The sequence below is a fragment of the Streptomyces capitiformicae genome, from assembly GCF_002214185.1.
GTDB classification, from domain to species: Bacteria; Actinomycetota; Actinomycetes; order Streptomycetales; family Streptomycetaceae; genus Streptomyces; species Streptomyces capitiformicae.
In genome coordinates this window covers 9,772,177-9,788,391 of sequence record NZ_CP022161.1, presented here as the reverse complement: position 1 = coordinate 9,788,391, position 16,215 = coordinate 9,772,177, and the positions used below count along the sequence as shown (strand labels likewise).

Here is a 16,215-nt window from a genome sequence, read left to right as displayed (position 1 = left end):
AGCTGAAAAAATCCTGAAGATGGCCTTCAGAAGCGTTTCAGGCACCGCCCGGCAAGCTTGCCGCCATGAACACGACCACCCCAAGCTTCCGCGTCAGGCGTCTGACGACGGCCGTCGCGCTCGCCGCCCTTGTGCTCACCGGATGCGAAACCAGCACGGCCGCCATGGCCCCGGACGAGAACAGCGCCACACCACAGGCTCTCTCCGGAATCTGCGCGGCCTCCACGCAGCGAAACGGCATCGTGCACTGCACGAAACTCTTTCCGGGAAAGAAGCCGATCCGACTGCCAGGCGCCCCGTCCCGCACACAGCGCTACGGAGCCCTCAAGCGCGGCGGAACGACGTTCCACACCCGAGGCGGCGATCTGCCGCTCGCCGCCGCCGTCGCCAAGCAACTGAAAGCGGGAGCCGACAACGGCCGTACCGCCTACGCGAACACGATCTACCTCGCGACGATCTCCAAAGGCACCGTCACCAAGATCAAACCGGTCGCGGACATCGAGGAGAACGCCGTCCTTCGTGCCGCCTTCGCCGGCCGGGCCATGGAGGGCACCATCGGTGTCCGCACCCGACAGGGTGACTACGCCTCCCGCGCAACCCTCCCCGTCCGTATCGCATTCGCCAAGTCACCGGTCCACGGGGAACTGACCGGCAAGATCACCAACGCGACCAGGGCCGTCCGAAGCGCCAAGGGCTCCTGCTTCGCCCCGCTCAACCGCACCAAGGCGAATCCTCTTGTCGGAGAGTTCACCGCCAAGATCGCCCTTGAGCGGGTCTCCTCCATGCACGCGGCGTTCGACGACGAACTCCTCCTCAAGTGGTCCAGCGGCGCGAGCAACATGGGCCACGCGTACTACCCGAGCATCGCGACCCTGCTCGGCGGGGATCCGCTCGGCCGGACCTGGGAGACACTGCTCCACGGGACACCGTCGGCCGGCCCGCCCGTCAACCTTCGCCTCGTCAGCGGCGGCGGTGGAACCTGCTGACAACATGACCGGACAACCGTCCCGCCCCTACGGCACCCCCACCGCACCCCGCGTGGCCGTCCGCGGCGAAGCCCACCTCGAAGTCGACCCCGACCTCGCCCGTATCGGCATCACCGTCACCGCCCGCGGCACCGATCGAGGCGACACCCTCAGCGACCTCACCCGCCGGAACACCGCCGCCCTCGACCTCGTCAGAAGCTACGGCGACGTCGTCGAACGCCTGGAGACCGGCACGCTGGCCATCACTCCCCAACTCACCGAACGCGGCCGCCGCGAACGCGTCCGCGCCTACTACGGCCACGTCCGCACAACCGCCGAACTCACCGACTTCACCGCCCTCGGCGAACTCACCACCCGCCTCGCCCAACTCGACCTCACCAGCGTCGACGGTCCCTGGTGGGCCCTGCGCCCCGACTCACCCGCCCACCGCGCAGCACACCGCACCGCCGTCCACGACGCCGTCCGTCGCGCCCGCGCATACGCCGAAGCCCTAGACGCCACACTTGTCGCCCTCGTCGAGCTCTCCGACAGCAGCCTCAACGCCCCGGTGTCAGCCGATTACGGCCCGTACGGCGCTGTCAGCGCCGAGGGCCTCGACGGAGCCGAACCGCCAGACGCCATGCACCTGCAACCCGCACGACAGATCGTCACCGCCCAAGTCGAAGCCCATTTCGTCATGACCCCACCACGACTGTGACCGAAGCCGCTCCGCTCCCCTGCTCGCACAAGAGAGCCGCACTGTGCAAGACCACTCAGGAGGCACTCACGCCGCCGGTCAGGTGGTCGAGATGGGCAAGCACCGTACGTCCCGAACGACCGGCACGGCATCGCGGTGAACCACCCGGGTGCGGTGACGGCCGCGGACTTCATCGCGTCAGCTCCTCCTGCCCTTTGCCGGCTGTCGCAGGGCGGGAGAACGGCACCGCTCGTCCGGGTCGAGGTCGAACGTTCACCGATGCTTGAAGCTGGTGGAGCCGGCTTGACCCGGACGCCCGCGCGATCCGGGAGTCGTGGTTTGTTGCCGTGTACGAATGCCAGATTCCTGTCTCCCGCAGCTTTCGGCCCGCGCGGAGGGGCTGCACGGACACGATGCAGGCACATCCCGGCTCCCGCTGCGGCACCGGAGTTGCTCTCGGTGATGGCCGATCGCCTCGGCGAGCCTCCGTCACTCGTCGGGGGCGGTCCGGAAGCTCGGCAGACGCGTGACAGCATCCGGAAGGGCCACCTTGGGCGCATGGCCCAGACAGAGATCTCGCACAACACGTCACCTCCACAAGACGCGGGTGGAGGACGTCAGCCCGGAGGAGGGGGAACGCCGTATGGACGACCCGAAGTGGGCCGAGGCGATGGCTTACGTCCAGGGTGCCGACTTCTTCCCGGAGGCTTCCGGTTTCGGGGGATGACGCACCTCCGTGCGGGTGGTGCCCACCCAGGCCTCGAGCCCCGTACCTGAGCCGCTCTGCCGCCCACCGGTGGTCGGCACCACTGCATCCGAGAGGAGCAGGAGGTGCCCAAGAGGCGTCGTGTGACGAACGAGAACCGGGGCACCCTGCTGGGCGCGCCGTATGGGGAGACCGGCGACGAGTTGGTGGCAGACCGGTGGACGGGCAGACCGCCACGCGGTGCGGTCCGTGCCACCGCGGCGAGCCGGGCCGTGGTCGCCCGTCTGGCGCTGTCCCGGAACTGCGCCACCTGCGCTTCGTCCAGCGGCCGGTGTCCGGGCCCGGACCGCCTGCGGTGATCCCCCCACCCCCCACCGAACGCGCGCCGGGCCGTGCGAGCGGACGCTCGCACGGCTCCGCATCGGCACCAGCGGTGGGCGTCGGTAGAGGCGACGACCGTCGTCGGGATCGTCAGACGGCGATGATCTGCCACTGCTGCCGCGTCAGTGACGCGTACGGTTGCTGCTCGATGTTGGCTCCGTCGAGATCTTCCTTGGTGCCGAAGGTGTAGTGCACCGTTGCCTGGGCCACGCCCAGCTCGGCCGCGATGGCGCGGGTGCTTCCGGCAGCCACACCCTCCCTCGTCATGAGGTCGATGGCGGCCTTGATCAGCTGAGGACGGCGCTCTGCCGCAGAAACATGAGCCATGCAGACATCATATCGACTTAGTCCAATGAATAAATCGTTCGACCAAGTCATGGTTATCACAAGCAGGAAGTGGCTGCCGGCGAGCAGGCGGCCGCCGAACGGATCAACACTGCGCGAGCGCGATCAACTGCTGGTGGCTGGTGGCGCCCCGAGGCTGGTTCCGCCCGCCGGGGGCGGTAGGGAGCCCAAGTGGGCTGTGACGCGGGATCGCAGGAGTTCGTATTCCGCCCAGCGGCGGGGGAGCGGGCCTGGAGGGCGTTGGATGACACGGGGGGCGGTGACGACCTGACCGTGCTGGAACTGTTCGAGGGTCAGGTCGAGCTCGACTCCGCTGGGCAGGCGGTTCCACCAGTGGTAGCCGAAGTGTTCGCCGTCGCAGTGGACGTCGCCGAGCATGAGGTCGCCGCCGAAGATGTCGTTCACGACGAGCGCGGTGATGTCGCAGTGTCCCCAAGAGGGGTTGCCCGGGTGCCATCCGGAGCGGGCCAGGTCATCGGGCGAGCAGGTGTCGGCGGCCCAACTGGCGTGCAGCGCACGGTCGATGTCGGTCAGGGTCCATGGCGTCATAGGGGGAGCATGCCAGAGACATTGACGACCTTGACGGCATGAGTCGGTGGCAGTTCTCGGGACAGGTGCGATCGTGCCCAGGGCAGGTAGGCGACTCCTCGTTTCCGCCGGGGAGCCCTGGCTGCGGGTGGCGGCCGCGGCGTCGGCCCGCACCGCGGATGGGGGGTGCGGTCGTCGCCGTAGTTCTGCTCGCGGGGGCGCAGGGCGGGGCCGGGGCGCGGGTCGGGGTGCGGGTCGGGGTGCTCGGCGCGGGTGTCACCGCTCCGCATCTGTGCGTCCCGTTCACCGTCGTATCAACCTGGACGGCGACGGACACAGGACCATCACGGCAGCCCGTCCGCGCTACGCCGCCGCGCTCGCCACCGCCGTCCTGACCTACGCCCAACTTCCGGCGTCCGTCACGGCGTCGCTGCCGGGCGTCGCCGGGACCTGTGGCCCGCTGCTCACGGACGGCCGCGCACCCAGCGCCGTGCGCAGGGCTGGGACGTGACCGCGTACGGCACCGCGGGGCTCCGACGGCACCCTGGCCGTCTGCACGTCCGCCTGCCCCTCCTCATCGGACGCAACGTCGCCGTCGCGGCGGCCCCCGGCCGCGCCCCGCGAGACCCGCAGGGCGCGGCGCGGCCGGGCAGCCCCGGGAAGCACCCGAACCCGGAGGTGAGGGCAGGGGGCGGCGCGGAGGACGACGGTTCCCCCAGGCGTCCGGCGGATGCCGGGGGCCGCCCGCATCGGCTCCACCGGGGAGGAGAAGAGCCGATGCGTCGGGCGTGCTCGGCGGTGTCAGGGCACCACCGGGCCCCGGTACTCGGTCATCGCGTCGATGAGCCAGCGGGTCAAGTGGTCGGCGAATGAGGAGCGGGGGAGGAGGCGGTAGGTCGGGGTGTCGTCGAGTTGCCAGAGGACGACGGCGATGGGGCCCACCGTGGTCGAGACCGCTCGGCCGGGGGTGAAGGACCGGGGGTGCAGGTCCAGGGGGCAGCCCTTTTCCAGGACCTGGCGGGCGGACGGGCCGGTCAGCTCCAGGGTGGTGCGGTTCGCGGAGACGTCCACGACGGAGCCCGGGGCTCCCGCGAGGGCCTTCCGCAGCTCGGCGGTCACGGTGGTCGCGTCGGCCTGGGAGAGGACGAGCCACTCGTCGGGGCCCAGCCAGATGACCGTGTGGGCGCCGGACGTGGACGTGTGGCCGCATTGGTCGGGGAGCGGGGCGCCCAGGGTCTCACCGATGCGGTCGGCCGCTTCGGAGATGGGGTCGACGCGCAGGTTGACCATGGTGAGGAACGGGCGCTCGGTCAGGGTGACGGCGCGGGCGCCGGTGACGGTGGCGGCGTCCATTCGCTCCTCCAGGTGCGCCAGGGGGCTCCTGCGCAGGGCCACCGGGCCGGTCGCCCCTGTGTCCGCCTCGAACGTCGGGTCAGCCATCGCGCTTGGTCCCTTCGGGGTCGTAGAGGACGAAGTCGGTCACCTCGACGGGCACCAGGTTCTCGCCCACCGGGGCGAGCAGGGTCTGGCCCTTCCTTGCCTGCCCGTCGGCGACGAGGGCGAGGGCGAAGGGGCGGCCGAGGGCCGGGCTGTGGTAGCTGGAGGTGACGTGGCCGAGCATGGGCACCGGCCCGGCCTCGGGGGTGATCGGCACGTCCGGGGCGACGAGTTGGGTGCCCTCGGGGAGCCGGGTGCTGCGGTCGGTGGGCAGCAGACCGACCAGTTGCTTGCGGTCGGTGCGGGAGGTGTCGGCGCGGGCGAAGGACCGCTTTCCGATGAAGTCCTTCTGCTTCGAGACCACCCAGGACATGCCCGCGTCCTGCGGGGTGACGGTGCCGTCGGTGTCCTGGCCGACGATGATGTAGCCCTTCTCGGCCCGCAGGACGTGCATGGTCTCGGTGCCGTACGGGGTGATGCCGTACGGTCGGCCGACCGCGTACACCTCCTCCCAGACCGCCAGGCCGTACCACGCGGAGACGTTGATCTCGTAGGCCAGTTCGCCGGAGAAGGAGATCCGGCAGATGCGGGCGGGAATGCCGGAGGCCAGTGTCGTCTCGCGGAAGGCCATGAAGGGGAACGCCTCGGCGGACAGGTCGACATCCGGGGCGAGATGGGCGACGACCTCGCGCGACTGCGGGCCGACGACGGCGATCGTCGCCCACTGCTCGGTCACCGATGTGCAGTGGACGTCGAGTTCGGGCCACTCGGTCTGCAGCCACTCCTCCAGCCAGTCCAGGACTCCGGCGGCGCCGCCGGTCGTGGTGGTCATGAAGTAGCGGTTGTCGTCGAGGCGGAGGGTCACGCCGTCGTCGAAGATCATGCCGTCGGGCTTGCACATGACGCCGTAGCGGGCCATGCCGGGCTTGAGCTTCTTGAAGGCGTTGGTGTAGACGCGGTTGAGGAACTCGCCCGCGTCCGCGCCCCAGATCTCGATCTTGCCGAGGGTGGAGGCGTCCATGAACGCCACCCCCTCACGGGCCGCCCGGCACTCCCGGGCCACAGCGGTGTCCATGTCCTCGCCGGGCTGCGGGTAGTACCAGGGGCGCTTCCACTGGCCCACGTCCTCGAACTCGGCGCCGTGGGCGACGTGCCAGCTGTGGAGGGAGGTGGTGCGCTCGGGATCGAACAGTTCGCCGCGCTCCCGCCCGGCCAGGGCCGCGAAGGCTATCGGCGTGTACGGCGCCCGGTAGGCCGTGGTGCCGATCTCTCCCAGGGAACCGCCGAGGGCCTCGGCGATGACTCCGATCGCGTTGACGCCGGACGTCTTGCCCTGGTCATTGGCCGTGCCGAGCGAGGTGTAGCGCTTCACGTGCTCCACGCCGCGCATGCCGGCGCCGGTGGAGCGCCACACGTCGGCGACCGTGACATCGCGCTGGAGGTCCACGAAGTGCGTGTCCCAGTCGCCGGGTTCGCCCTCGGGGGCGGGGACCAGCCACAGGGCGCGCGTCGTGCCCGCGGGCCGGGCATCGCCGGGCGACGGTACGGCAACGGGGAACCCGGCCTCCGTCGCGGCCCGCGCACCGGCCTGCGCCCCTTCGGCCAGGCAGCCGTCGAGGTCGTACGTCCCCCGCGCCGCGCCGGCCACCCGCTGGTCCCGTACGGCACCGTCGGGCACGAAGGCGACCAGGTCGTCGTCCCAGCGCAGCTGTCCCTGGCGCTGGCTGTGCAGGTGCACCACCGGGCTCCAGCCGCCCGACACGGCGAGCAGATCGCAGTCGAACGACACCGGTTCACCGGTGAGTCGACCGTCCTCGGAGAGTGCCTGGACGGTGACGCCGGTGAGCCGGTCGTCTCCCGCGGTGTCGACCACCGTGCTTCCCGTCAGCACCCGCACCCCGGTCGCGACGGCGACCTCGGCGGCCCGGTGGGACAGTTCGGGGCGCGCGTCCACGACGGCGGCGATGGCGATGCCGGCGGCGTGGAGATCGGCGACCGTGTCGTAGGCGCTGTCGTTGGTCGTGCTGACGACGGCTCGCGAGCCCGGGGCCACGGCGTACCGGTTGAGGTACGCGCGCACGGCCGCGGCGAGCATCACGCCGGGGCGGTCGTTGCCGGCGAAGACCAGCGGACGCTCGTGCGCCCCCGTCGCCAGGACCACCTGGCGGGCTCGTATGTGCCACAACCGCTGGCGCGAGACGCCCTCGGGAGCCGCGGTCCCCAGGTGGTCGGTGCGGTGCTGGAGGGCCAGTACGTAGTTGTCGTCGTACGAGCCGAAGGCCGTGGTGCGGGGCAGGACCACGACCTCCGGGGCGGCGTCGAGTGCCGCGCGGACGTCGGCGACCCACTCCAGGGCGCTCCGCTCGCCGACCCGCTCGGTGCGTCCGGCGAGCAGCGAACCGCCGGGCTCGGGCTGGTCGTCGAGGAGGATCACGCGGGCGCCGGAGCCGGCGGCAGCGGCGGCGGCCGCGAGCCCGGCCGGTCCGGCACCGACGACAAGAACGTCGGTGTGGACGTACTTCTTGTCGTAGACGGCGGGGTCGGGGGTCGGGTCGAGCCGGCCCATCCCGGAGAGCGTGGCGGCGGACAGGCCGTCGTACAGCTCCACCGTCGGCGCCGGAAGCATGCCCTCCGAGCACGGACCGTCCAGCTGCAGCAGGGCGTTGGGCTCCTCCGCGCCCGCGGCGACGATGCCGCGCGGGCGGCCGCGGTAGAGCGACGGGGCGACCTCGACGAGGCCGTTCGCCAGCATCGCCGAGGCGACGGTGTCTCCGGGGTGGCCGGTCAACTCCCGGCCGTCGACGGTGAAGCGCAGCACGGTGCCGCGGTCGATACGGCCGCCTTCCCGGAGCCGGAAGTGCTGGTCGGTCATCGGTTCCCTCCGGCCTGGGGCAGTTCGGGGCGGGGCTCGTCGAGCCGGTAGGAGGCGAGCACCGCGTAACTGACGGTGTCGCGCAGGACGTTGAACCAGCGGCGGCAGCCGGTGCTGTGCATCCACCGCTCCGCGAAGGGACCCTTGGGGTTGTCGCGGTAGAAGACGTACTCGGCCCACTGCTCGTCGCTGAGGTCGGCGGGGTTCTCGGGGTGGGGGACGTGGGCCTGTCCGCCGTAGTGGTACTCGGTCTCGTCGCGAGGGCCGCACCATGGGCAGCTGATCAGCAGCATGCTGTCCTCCTCAGTGGGCCACGGCTGCTGCGCCGTGTTCGTCGATCAACGCGCCCGTCGTGAAACGGTCGAGCGCGAAGGGGGCGTTCAGGGGATGCGGCTCGCCCGTGGCGATGGTGTGCGCGAAGGTCCAGCCGGCGGCCGGGGTGGCCTTGAAACCGCCGGTGCCCCAGCCGCAGTTGACGTACAAACCCTCTATCGGGGTGGTGCCGATGATCGGGGAGGCGTCCGGGGTGACGTCGACGATGCCGCCCCAGGTCCGCAGCACGTGAGCGCGGGCGAAGACGGGGAACAGCTCGACGGCGGCGGCCATCTGCTTCTCGATGACGTGGAAGGAGCCGCGCTGGCCGTAGCCGTTGTACGAGTCGACGCCCGCGCCCATCACCAGCTCGCCCTTGTGGGCCTGGGAGACGTAGACGTGCACGTGGTTCGACATGACGACCGTCGGGTGCACCGGCTCGTGCAGTTCGGAGACCAGCGCCTGGAGCGGATGCGACTGTACGGGCAGCCGTACGCCCGCCCGCTCGGCCAGCACACTGCTGTGCCCGGCCGCCGCGAGGCCGACCCGGCCGGCGTTGATGCGGCCGCGGTTGGTCTCGACGCCCACGACGCGGTCGCCGTCCTTGACGAAGCCGGTGACCTCGCAGCCCTGGATCAGGTCCACGCCCATCTCGTCCGCCCGGCGGGCCAGCGCCCAGGCGACGTGGTCGTGCTTGGCGATGCCGGCCCGCGGCTGGAAGGTGCCGCCGAGGACCGGGTACCGGGTGCGGGACGAGACGTTGAGGATGGGGCAGAGCTTGGCGATCTCGTCCGGTTCGAGCCACTGGGCGTCGACCCCGTTGAGACGGTTGGCGTTGACGCGGCGCATGCCCTCGCGGACGTCCTGGAGGGTGTGCGCGAGGTTGAGGACACCGCGCTGGCTGAACAGGAAGTCGTAGTCCAGCTCCTCCGGAAGGCCCTCCCACAGCTTGAGCGCGTGCTCGTAGATCGCCGCGCTCTCGTCCCACAGGTAGTTGGAGCGGATGATCGTGGTGTTGCGGGCCATGTTGCCGCCCGCGAGCCAGCCCTTCTCCAGGACGGCGACGTTGGTGATGCCGTGGTTCTTGGCGAGGTAGTAGGCGGTGGCCAGGCCGTGGCCGCCCGCGCCGACGATGACGACGTCGTACGAGGAGCGCGGCTCGGGGTTGCGCCAGAGGAAGTCCGGGTGCTCCGGCAGCGGCTCGGCGGTCATGCCGCGCCTCCGTTCAGGTGGGGGTAGAGGGGGAAGGCGGCGGCGAGCTTCTCGACCCGGGCGCGCAGTTCGTCGTCGGGCCGTTCGCCCTTCAGGGCCTCGGCGATGACGTCGGCGACCTCCCGGAACTCCGCCTCGCCGAAGCCGCGCGTGGCCAGGGCCGGGGTGCCGATCCGCAGCCCCGACGACACCATCGGCGGGCGGGGGTCGAACGGCACCGCGTTGCGGTTGACGGTGATGCCGACGCGGTGCAGCCGGTCCTCGGCCTGCTGCCCGTCGAGCTCGGAGTCGCGCAGGTCGACGAGGACCAGGTGGACTTCGGTGCCGCCGGTCAGGACGGTGATTCCGGCCTCGGCGACATCGTCGGCCAGTAGCCGGCCGGCGAGGATGCGGGCGCCGTCCAGGGTGCGCCGCTGGCGCTCCTTGAACTCCTCGCCCGCCGCCACCTTGAAGGCCACCGCCTTCGCCGCGATGACGTGTTCCAGCGGGCCGCCCTGCTGGCCGGGGAAGACCGCCGAGTTGATCTTCTTGGCGAGGTCGGCGCGGCTGAGGATCACCCCGCCGCGCGGGCCGCCGAGGGTCTTGTGCGTGGTGGTCGTGACGACATCGGCGTACGGCACCGGACTCGGGTGCAGGCCCGCGGCCACCAGACCGGCGAAGTGCGCCATGTCCACCAGCAGATACGCGCCCACCGCGTCGGCGATCCGCCGGAACGCCGCGAAGTCCAGGCGGCGGGGGTAGGCCGACCAGCCGGCGACGATCATCTTCGGCCGGTGTGCGAGGGCGAGTTGCTCGACCTCGTCCATGTCGACGCGCATGTCGGACTCGCGTACGTGGTACGGCACGACGTTGTACAGCTTGCCGGAGAAGTTGATGCGCATACCGTGGGTCAGATGACCGCCGTGCGCCAGGTCGAGGCCGAGGATCGTGTCGCCGGGCTTCAGCAGCGCGAACATCGCGGCCGCGTTGGCCTGGGCGCCGGAGTGCGGCTGTACGTTCGCGGCCTCGGCGCCGAAGAGTTCCTTGACCCGGGCGATGGCCAGCTGCTCGACGACGTCGACGTGTTCGCAGCCGCCGTAGTAGCGGCGGCCCGGGTAGCCCTCGGCGTACTTGTTGGTCAGGACCGAGCCCTGGGCCTCCATGACGGCGGCCGGGGCGAAGTTCTCCGAGGCGATCATCTCGAGGGTGGACTGCTGGCGGTGCAGCTCGGCGTCGACAGCGGCGGCGACGTCCGGGTCGAGTTCGCTGAGCGGGCGGGAGAGTGTGGTGAGCGGCGGGTTCGTTGCCATCTGTGCACCATCCTGAGGGCCAACTAGTGCGCAACTGATATATCAGACTGTGCGGTACGGTATGGGAGCTCGCCGGACAGGTCAAGGGGGCATCCATGCAGCAGACGGCGACCGAGCCCAGGAGCGGGGAGCCCGGGGGCGAGGAGATCTCCCTCGCCGAGCGTGCCTACCGCGCCATCCGCGACCGGCTCGTCATGCTCGAGATCCGCCCGGGCGCGCCGATCAACGAGGAGCAGCTGGGGCAGTCCCTCGGCGTCGGACGGACGCCGGTGCGCGAGGCGCTCAAGCGGCTCCAGTACGAGCGCCTGATCACGACCTACCCCCGGCGCGGCACCTTCGCCACCGAGGTCAACATCACCGATCTGGCCCATATCTCCGAGGTACGCCAGGAGCTGGAGCCCCTGGCCGCCGCCCAGGCCGCGCGACGCGCCACGGCCACGGACCGGGCGACCCTGACGGCCCTGCGGCGGGAGCTGGAGAGCGTGGCGAGCGGCGAGTCCCGCGGGTACGACTCCACCGAGCTCATGCACCTGGACCTCCAGGTCCACCGCGCCATCTACGCCGCCGCGCACAACCCGTACCTGGAGGACACCCTTGTCCGCCACGACAACCTGGCGACCCGCATCTGGTGCCTGTTCATCGACCGGCTGTCCGACATGGCCGGCCACGTCGAGGAGCACGGACCGCTGATCGAGGCGATCGTCGCCGGGGAACCCGAGAAGGCGGCACAGCTCGCCCGCGGTCACGTCGAGGGGTTCGAGCGGGCGATTCGCGAGGCCATCTGACACCGCGCCGGGCAGCCCGAGAGTGCCTCGGTGCGCGCCGCCCCGCGCATCCTCCCGGCCCGGAGCGGCCTGCCCGCCAGGGTGGTCCACAGGTGCGGGGCGATGTCGTCCTCGGGGAGCCGGGCGATCATGTACCGGACGCAGCGCTCGATCTTCACCCGCCACAGGCGGGCCGCCTCGTTGCCGTCCGCGTCGCGCAGCGCGTCGAAGACGACGGTGTCCTCGCCCAGGATCGCTCGTCGCCGGATGCGCTGCCCGCTTCAGTCGCGGCCCCGGCGCAGCGCTCGGGCGCAGAGGCCGATCAGGGTGGCGTTGGCCAGCGCGCCGAAGGCGACGGCGGCCATGGACATCGTGACGTGGTCCGGGAGGAAGAGGAGGACGAGGCTGGCCGGTGCGGTGGCCAGGACGGGGATGACGCCTGCCATGGATTCGTCCGAGGCGGCGGTGGTGATCAGGGCCCAGACCAGGAGGGCCGCGCAGAGGGCGAGGTAGGCGAGGGCCAGGGGATGGGCCAGGGCGTGGCGCAGGCGGTGGGGGAGGGAGACGGAGCGGGTGGGCATGGGCGGTTCCTTGGGCGAGTGGTTTCCCCCGGGATGGGTGGCGTGTCACACGGGGGAGCCGGGCGGGTTGGGGTGGGCCAGGCCCAGGTCGTAGGCGAGGATCGTGGCCTGGACGCGGTCGCGCAGGCCCAGTTTGCGGAGGAGGGCGTTCACGTGGGACTTGACGGTGCCCACGGTGATGCCGAGGGTCTCGGCGATCTCCGCGTTGTTGAGGCCGGAGGCGACCAGGGCGAGGACGTTGAGCTGGCTGCTCGTCAGGCTGTCCAGTTCGCGGGGGGTGTCCGCGGAGCGGGGTGCCGTGCCGGGGCCGGAGGCGTAGTGGCTGATCAGGCGGCGGGTCGCGGAGGGGGCCAGAACGCTTTCGCCGGTCGCCACCACCCGGATGCCCTGGAGGAGTTCGGCGGGCAGTACGTCCTTCAGGAGGAAGCCCGAGGCCCCTGCGCGCAGGGCGTCGAAGACATACGCGTCGAGGTCGAAGGTGGTCAGGACCAGGATCCGGGGGGCGTCGTCCCGGGCGGTGATGATGCGGGTGGCGGCTATGCCGTCCAGTTCGGGCATACGGACGTCCATGACGACCACGTCCGGGGCCAGTTCCGCGGCCAGGCGCACCGCCGCCGCGCCGTCGGCCGCCTCGCCCACCACCGTCATGTCCTCCTCCGCGTCGATCATCGCGGCGAAGCCCGCCCGTACGACTCCCTGGTCGTCGACCACCAGCACCTTGAGGCTCATCGGTCCCTCTCCTCCTCTGCCTGTTGACCCCCTGCCGGAGCGAGCGGCAGCCGGAGGTGAAGTGTGCCCTGTGGGCCGGTGGTCAGGGTGCCGCCGAGCGCCTCGACCCGTGCCGTCAGCCGCTGCCGTACCTCGGGCTCGGCCGCGCGGGGCACCCCGGTGGCCGTGAGCGTCAACTTATCGTCGTCCGCGTCGAGTTCGAGCACGGCGGGGTCCTCGCCGCCGGCCGCGAGCACCGTCTCGGCGGCGTGGTACGCGGCCAGGTCCACCTCGGTGGGCAGGTGTTCCGGTACGCGGTCGGTCAGCCGTATCTCGACGTCGCGGCCGGTGGCCCGGCACTGATGGGCGAGCAGGTCGAGCGCCTGGAGGGTGGGCTGCGGGCGCAGCCCGGGGCCCGACTCGCCCGCGCGGACCGCATCGAGCAGCGCACGCATCGCGGCCAGCGCCTCGCGCGCCCGGTCGGCGGTCGCGTCGAGGCGGCCCGCCTCCGCCTCCGCGACCATGTCGGCGGCGCGCGCCAGCACGGTGGTCTCCAGCCCGGCGGCGATCCGGCGACGTTCGGCCCACGCGTCCCGCACGGCCTCCTCCGTCCAGGCGGTGAGGCGTTCCTTCCGCTCACCCCGCGCGGCCCGGTCCCGCCGCCCGCGCCGGACCCCGACCCACAGGGCGACGCCGACCGCCGACGCCGCGCCGGCCGTCGCCCCCGCGGCGACCGCCCAGCCGGGGACCGTCGTACCCCGGTCCAGGACGGCGACGGTCGCGGCCGCCGCGTGCACCACCACGGCGGCGACCGCCACGAGGGGAACGCGCTTCCGACTCCCGTGGGCCTCCCCCGCGAGGGCCGCGCAGGTGGCCGCCATGCCGATCACCGGCGGTAGCGCCGCCGGACCCGTGTACGAGCCCGTCGCCATCGCCACCGGCCACAGCGCGGCCAGGCCGAGCAGGACGCCGTACGCCGTGAGGGGCGCCCGGCGCAGCCACAGCAACGCCACCGCCTGGGCCGCCGCCAGCAGCGCGAAGAGGACACCCGCCGACACATGCGAACCGCTCGACGTCTCCTCGGCGCGGATGACCAGCACTGGGAGCAGCGGCTGCAGGCACAGGCCGACGGCGGCCGTCACCTGCGCCAGACGGTAGGCCGCGGGAACCGACCGCGCCACGGGGGCGGCGGTCCGGCCGGGCAGGACCGCCCGTACCTCCCAACCGCCGTCCGCCGTCGGGCCGGTGTGCAGTGTGCCGCCCGCCTCCCGCGCCCGGGACCGCAGGAAGCCCTGGCCGCGTCCGCCGCCCAGTCCCGCGCCGTACGCCGCCGCACCGGCGGGCGGCGCCGCGCTGGTCACCACGACGTCCGTGCGGGCGTCGCCGTACCGGCACAGCACCGTCGTATGCGCGCCGGGCGCGTGCCGTGCCACGTTGGTCAGCGCCTCGCGGACGATGCCGTACGCCGCGTCCGCGACCGTGCCGTCCGGGAGCGGGTCGATCTCGCAGTCCACCCGCTGGTCCAGGCGGCGGAACCCGGCGACCAGGTCCAGCAGCCGTTCCTCCGGCGACGGCAGATCCTCGCGCGAGGGCGCCGGCGCCCGTACGGCAGTGAGCGCCCGTGTGACCTCCCGGCCGGTCTCCGTCGCGAACCGCAGTGCCTCGTCGGTCAGTTCGGGACGACGGTCGCGCAGGCCGAGCGCCGCGCCCGCCGTGACCACCACGGCCGTCAGATGGTGGGCGCTGACGTCGTGCAACTCCCGTTCCATACGGCGCCGTTCGGCCGCCGGGAGCCGGTGGCGCTCGGTCTCTGCCCGCTGCAGCAGCTGTTCGGCCGCCTGCCGTGCGCGCGTCCTGCGTCGTACGAGGAGGCCGGCGCCGCATGTGGTGGCGTACAGCAGAGCGGTCAGGACGAGGTCGAGTCCGTCGCGGTCGCTGAGCCCGTGCAGGGTGATGTCCTGCAGGAGCTGCCAGGCGGCGAGGGTCACCACGCACAGCACGGCGGTGAAGGTGTCGCGTTCGGTGGCGACGCTGAACAGGGCCAGCGCGACGCCCGCCGTCCCGAGCACCGCCATCGCCCCGACGGGCAGCGGGCCGGCGCCCAGCGCGCACGCCGCGACGACCACGACGAGGGTGAGCACCGGGCGGGTACGGCGCAGCGTGAGCGCGGCCGTCACCACTCCGGCGACCAGGACCGCGACGAGAAGAGCGGACGCGGACGGGACCGTCCCGCGCACGAGCGCCGCGCCGGGCCACACCAGGGCCTGGGCGGCGCAGATCAGCAGGACCGGGGCCGGTCGGTCATCGGTTCGATTCATGACGGGGCAAGGCTATGGCCGCCCGTACGCCGGCCCCCTCAGGCTGGAGGGGTATCTCGTGACGAGGGCTTCTCTATCTCCGGTTCGACGCGGCAATCGTCCTGCGGCCCGAGGACCGGGCGGGGGGTCGCGCCATAGCCTCGATCACATCGAGAAGGCGATCGGCCGACTGCCTCTCCACTTGCTCCCACAACCCATTCAGGGGGAATTCCCATGTCCAAGCGCATTGTCGTCTCGTCGCTCGTCGGTGTTCTCGCCGTCGGTGGAATCACCGCCGGTGGTCTCGCGGTCGCCTCGGCCACCACGAAGTCACCGACGAAGACGGAGACGACCCTGGAGAACACCTCGGTCCGCTACGTCGCCCCGTCCGGCAGCCGCGCGGGCTCGCTCACCTTCACCGCGGAGGTGAGCGACGACTCCGGCGTCAAGGGGCTCAAGGTCCTGGTCTGGCCCGCGAGTTCGAAGCTCGATCCGACCGAGGCGGAACTCCGGCACGTCGACAGCGCCACGTGCGAGAGCACCACGGACGAGACGTCCCGTTGCACCTACTCGTTGAAGGTCACGAAGGACGACGTGGCCGACATGGACAAGGGCACGTGGTACGTCTCGGCGCTGGCCACGGCCAAGGACGGCGGCACGGCGTTCGCGCCCCGCGTAGCCACTTTCGACGTCGCCGGCTGAACCACTGGACCACTGACCAGAAATCGGAACAGAGGCAACAATGGACCTGCTGCTGACCATCGCGTTGATCGGCGGACTCGTCGGCGGGGGCGCGATGTACGCGTTGGTACGTCGCGACGTCGGCAGGAACCGCGCCCTGCTGGTAGCCGCCGTCGCGGCCGTGGCGCTCGGCATCGGCTGGTTCGCCGCGCTGTACGGAGTCGTCGTCGGTCTGGGCGCCGCCATGCTCGCGTATGCGGTGGCGCGTTCCCGGATCGGCGCCGACAAGGCGCTGCTCGCCGCCGGCGGCGCGTACTTCATGGTCGTCGCCAGCTTCACCGCCCTCCTCTACGCGAGCATCGAAACGATGTGACGCCCCCTCAAGTCGTGGGCCCCCGTGTCGTATCGACTGGGTCGCATGTGGTCGAAGAACCTCCTTG

The 16,215-nt window shown here is 71.7% G+C and carries 17 protein-coding genes and 1 pseudogene; 8 read left to right on the top strand and 10 right to left on the bottom strand.

Going from position 1 to position 16,215, the window contains the following annotated elements:
• Positions 1 to 65: 65 nt before the first annotated feature.
• The 4 genes from CES90_RS43975 (at position 66) to CES90_RS43960 (ending at position 2,727) form a co-directional block, all read left to right on the top strand.
• Positions 66 to 986, top strand: coding sequence for a hypothetical protein (locus CES90_RS43975; RefSeq protein WP_189788271.1), 921 nt, complete (start codon positions 66 to 68; stop codon positions 984 to 986).
• 4 nt (positions 987 to 990) lie between these two features.
• The gene (locus CES90_RS43970; RefSeq protein WP_189788270.1) at positions 991 to 1,683 is read left to right on the top strand and encodes an SIMPL domain-containing protein; all 693 of its coding nucleotides are present in this window, start codon (positions 991 to 993) and stop codon (positions 1,681 to 1,683) included.
• 43 nt (positions 1,684 to 1,726) lie between these two features.
• Positions 1,727 to 1,822, top strand: a complete 96-nt coding sequence (locus CES90_RS52255; RefSeq protein ID WP_373313622.1) for a putative ATP-grasp-modified RiPP — start codon at positions 1,727 to 1,729, stop codon at positions 1,820 to 1,822.
• A gap of 671 nt (positions 1,823 to 2,493) precedes the next feature.
• Positions 2,494 to 2,727 carry a hypothetical protein gene (locus CES90_RS43960; protein WP_189788269.1) on the top strand — a complete coding sequence of 78 codons (234 nt, stop codon included), beginning with the start codon at positions 2,494 to 2,496 and terminating at the stop codon, positions 2,725 to 2,727.
• Between the two features lie 163 nt (positions 2,728 to 2,890).
• On the opposite strand, the pseudogene CES90_RS43955 reads toward CES90_RS43960, so the two are convergent.
• Together CES90_RS43955 and CES90_RS43950 are read right to left on the bottom strand one after the other, a co-directional pair.
• Positions 2,891 to 3,076 (bottom strand): annotated as a pseudogene (locus CES90_RS43955) (TetR family transcriptional regulator); the annotation flags it as partial.
• A gap of 123 nt (positions 3,077 to 3,199) precedes the next feature.
• Positions 3,200 to 3,643 carry a YunG family protein gene (locus tag CES90_RS43950; RefSeq protein ID WP_189785508.1) on the bottom strand — a complete coding sequence of 148 codons (444 nt, stop codon included), beginning with the start codon at positions 3,641 to 3,643 and terminating at the stop codon, positions 3,200 to 3,202.
• 271 nt (positions 3,644 to 3,914) lie between these two features.
• Between CES90_RS43950 and CES90_RS43945 the strand changes: the two genes are divergently transcribed.
• Entirely contained in the window at positions 3,915 to 4,133 is a 219-nt protein-coding gene (locus CES90_RS43945; RefSeq protein WP_189785509.1) for a hypothetical protein, read from the top strand.
• A gap of 290 nt (positions 4,134 to 4,423) precedes the next feature.
• Here the strand turns inward: CES90_RS43945 and CES90_RS43940 are convergent, their stop codons facing one another.
• The 5 genes from CES90_RS43940 to glyA are packed head-to-tail and all read right to left on the bottom strand — an operon-like array spanning position 4,424 to position 10,744.
• Positions 4,424 to 5,062 (bottom strand): sarcosine oxidase subunit gamma, encoded by a 639-nt coding sequence (locus CES90_RS43940; RefSeq protein WP_229914111.1) that lies wholly within the window; start codon positions 5,060 to 5,062, stop codon positions 4,424 to 4,426.
• The gene (locus CES90_RS43935; RefSeq protein ID WP_189785510.1) at positions 5,055 to 7,931 is read right to left on the bottom strand and encodes a sarcosine oxidase subunit alpha family protein; all 2,877 of its coding nucleotides are present in this window, start codon (positions 7,929 to 7,931) and stop codon (positions 5,055 to 5,057) included. Before CES90_RS43935 ends, CES90_RS43940 begins: the two co-directional genes overlap by 8 nt.
• Complete coding sequence (locus CES90_RS43930; RefSeq protein ID WP_189785511.1) at positions 7,928 to 8,224, bottom strand: sarcosine oxidase subunit delta; 297 nt, start codon at positions 8,222 to 8,224, stop codon at positions 7,928 to 7,930. The genes CES90_RS43935 and CES90_RS43930 overlap by 4 nt, the downstream gene beginning before the upstream one ends.
• 10 nt (positions 8,225 to 8,234) lie before the next feature.
• A complete protein-coding gene (locus CES90_RS43925; RefSeq protein WP_189785512.1) occupies positions 8,235 to 9,455 on the bottom strand; it encodes a sarcosine oxidase subunit beta family protein in 1,221 nt (406 codons plus the stop codon).
• Complete coding sequence (gene glyA, locus CES90_RS43920; protein WP_189785513.1) at positions 9,452 to 10,744, bottom strand: serine hydroxymethyltransferase; 1,293 nt, start codon at positions 10,742 to 10,744, stop codon at positions 9,452 to 9,454. The genes CES90_RS43925 and glyA overlap by 4 nt, the downstream gene beginning before the upstream one ends.
• 95 nt (positions 10,745 to 10,839) lie before the next feature.
• On the opposite strand from glyA, the gene CES90_RS43915 reads away from it, so the two are divergent.
• Positions 10,840 to 11,529, top strand: coding sequence for a GntR family transcriptional regulator (locus CES90_RS43915; protein ID WP_189785514.1), 690 nt, complete (start codon positions 10,840 to 10,842; stop codon positions 11,527 to 11,529).
• Positions 11,530 to 11,789: 260 nt separating this feature from the next.
• Here the strand turns inward: CES90_RS43915 and CES90_RS43910 are convergent, their stop codons facing one another.
• The 3 genes from CES90_RS43910 to CES90_RS43900 are packed head-to-tail and all read right to left on the bottom strand — an operon-like array spanning position 11,790 to position 15,115.
• A complete protein-coding gene (locus tag CES90_RS43910) occupies positions 11,790 to 12,089 on the bottom strand; it encodes an SCO4225 family membrane protein (RefSeq protein WP_189785515.1) in 300 nt (99 codons plus the stop codon).
• A 45-nt stretch (positions 12,090 to 12,134) separates the two neighbouring features.
• Positions 12,135 to 12,818, bottom strand: a complete 684-nt coding sequence (locus tag CES90_RS43905; protein ID WP_189785516.1) for a response regulator — start codon at positions 12,816 to 12,818, stop codon at positions 12,135 to 12,137.
• A complete protein-coding gene (locus tag CES90_RS43900; RefSeq protein WP_189785517.1) occupies positions 12,815 to 15,115 on the bottom strand; it encodes a sensor histidine kinase in 2,301 nt (766 codons plus the stop codon). The genes CES90_RS43905 and CES90_RS43900 overlap by 4 nt, the downstream gene beginning before the upstream one ends.
• A gap of 213 nt (positions 15,116 to 15,328) precedes the next feature.
• Between CES90_RS43900 and CES90_RS43895 the strand changes: the two genes are divergently transcribed.
• Both CES90_RS43895 and CES90_RS43890 read left to right on the top strand, forming a co-directional pair.
• Complete coding sequence (locus CES90_RS43895; RefSeq protein WP_189785518.1) at positions 15,329 to 15,796, top strand: DUF5707 domain-containing protein; 468 nt, start codon at positions 15,329 to 15,331, stop codon at positions 15,794 to 15,796.
• A 40-nt stretch (positions 15,797 to 15,836) separates the two neighbouring features.
• Entirely contained in the window at positions 15,837 to 16,148 is a 312-nt protein-coding gene (locus CES90_RS43890) for a hypothetical protein (protein WP_189785519.1), read from the top strand.
• The last annotated feature ends 67 nt before the right edge of the window (positions 16,149 to 16,215 follow it).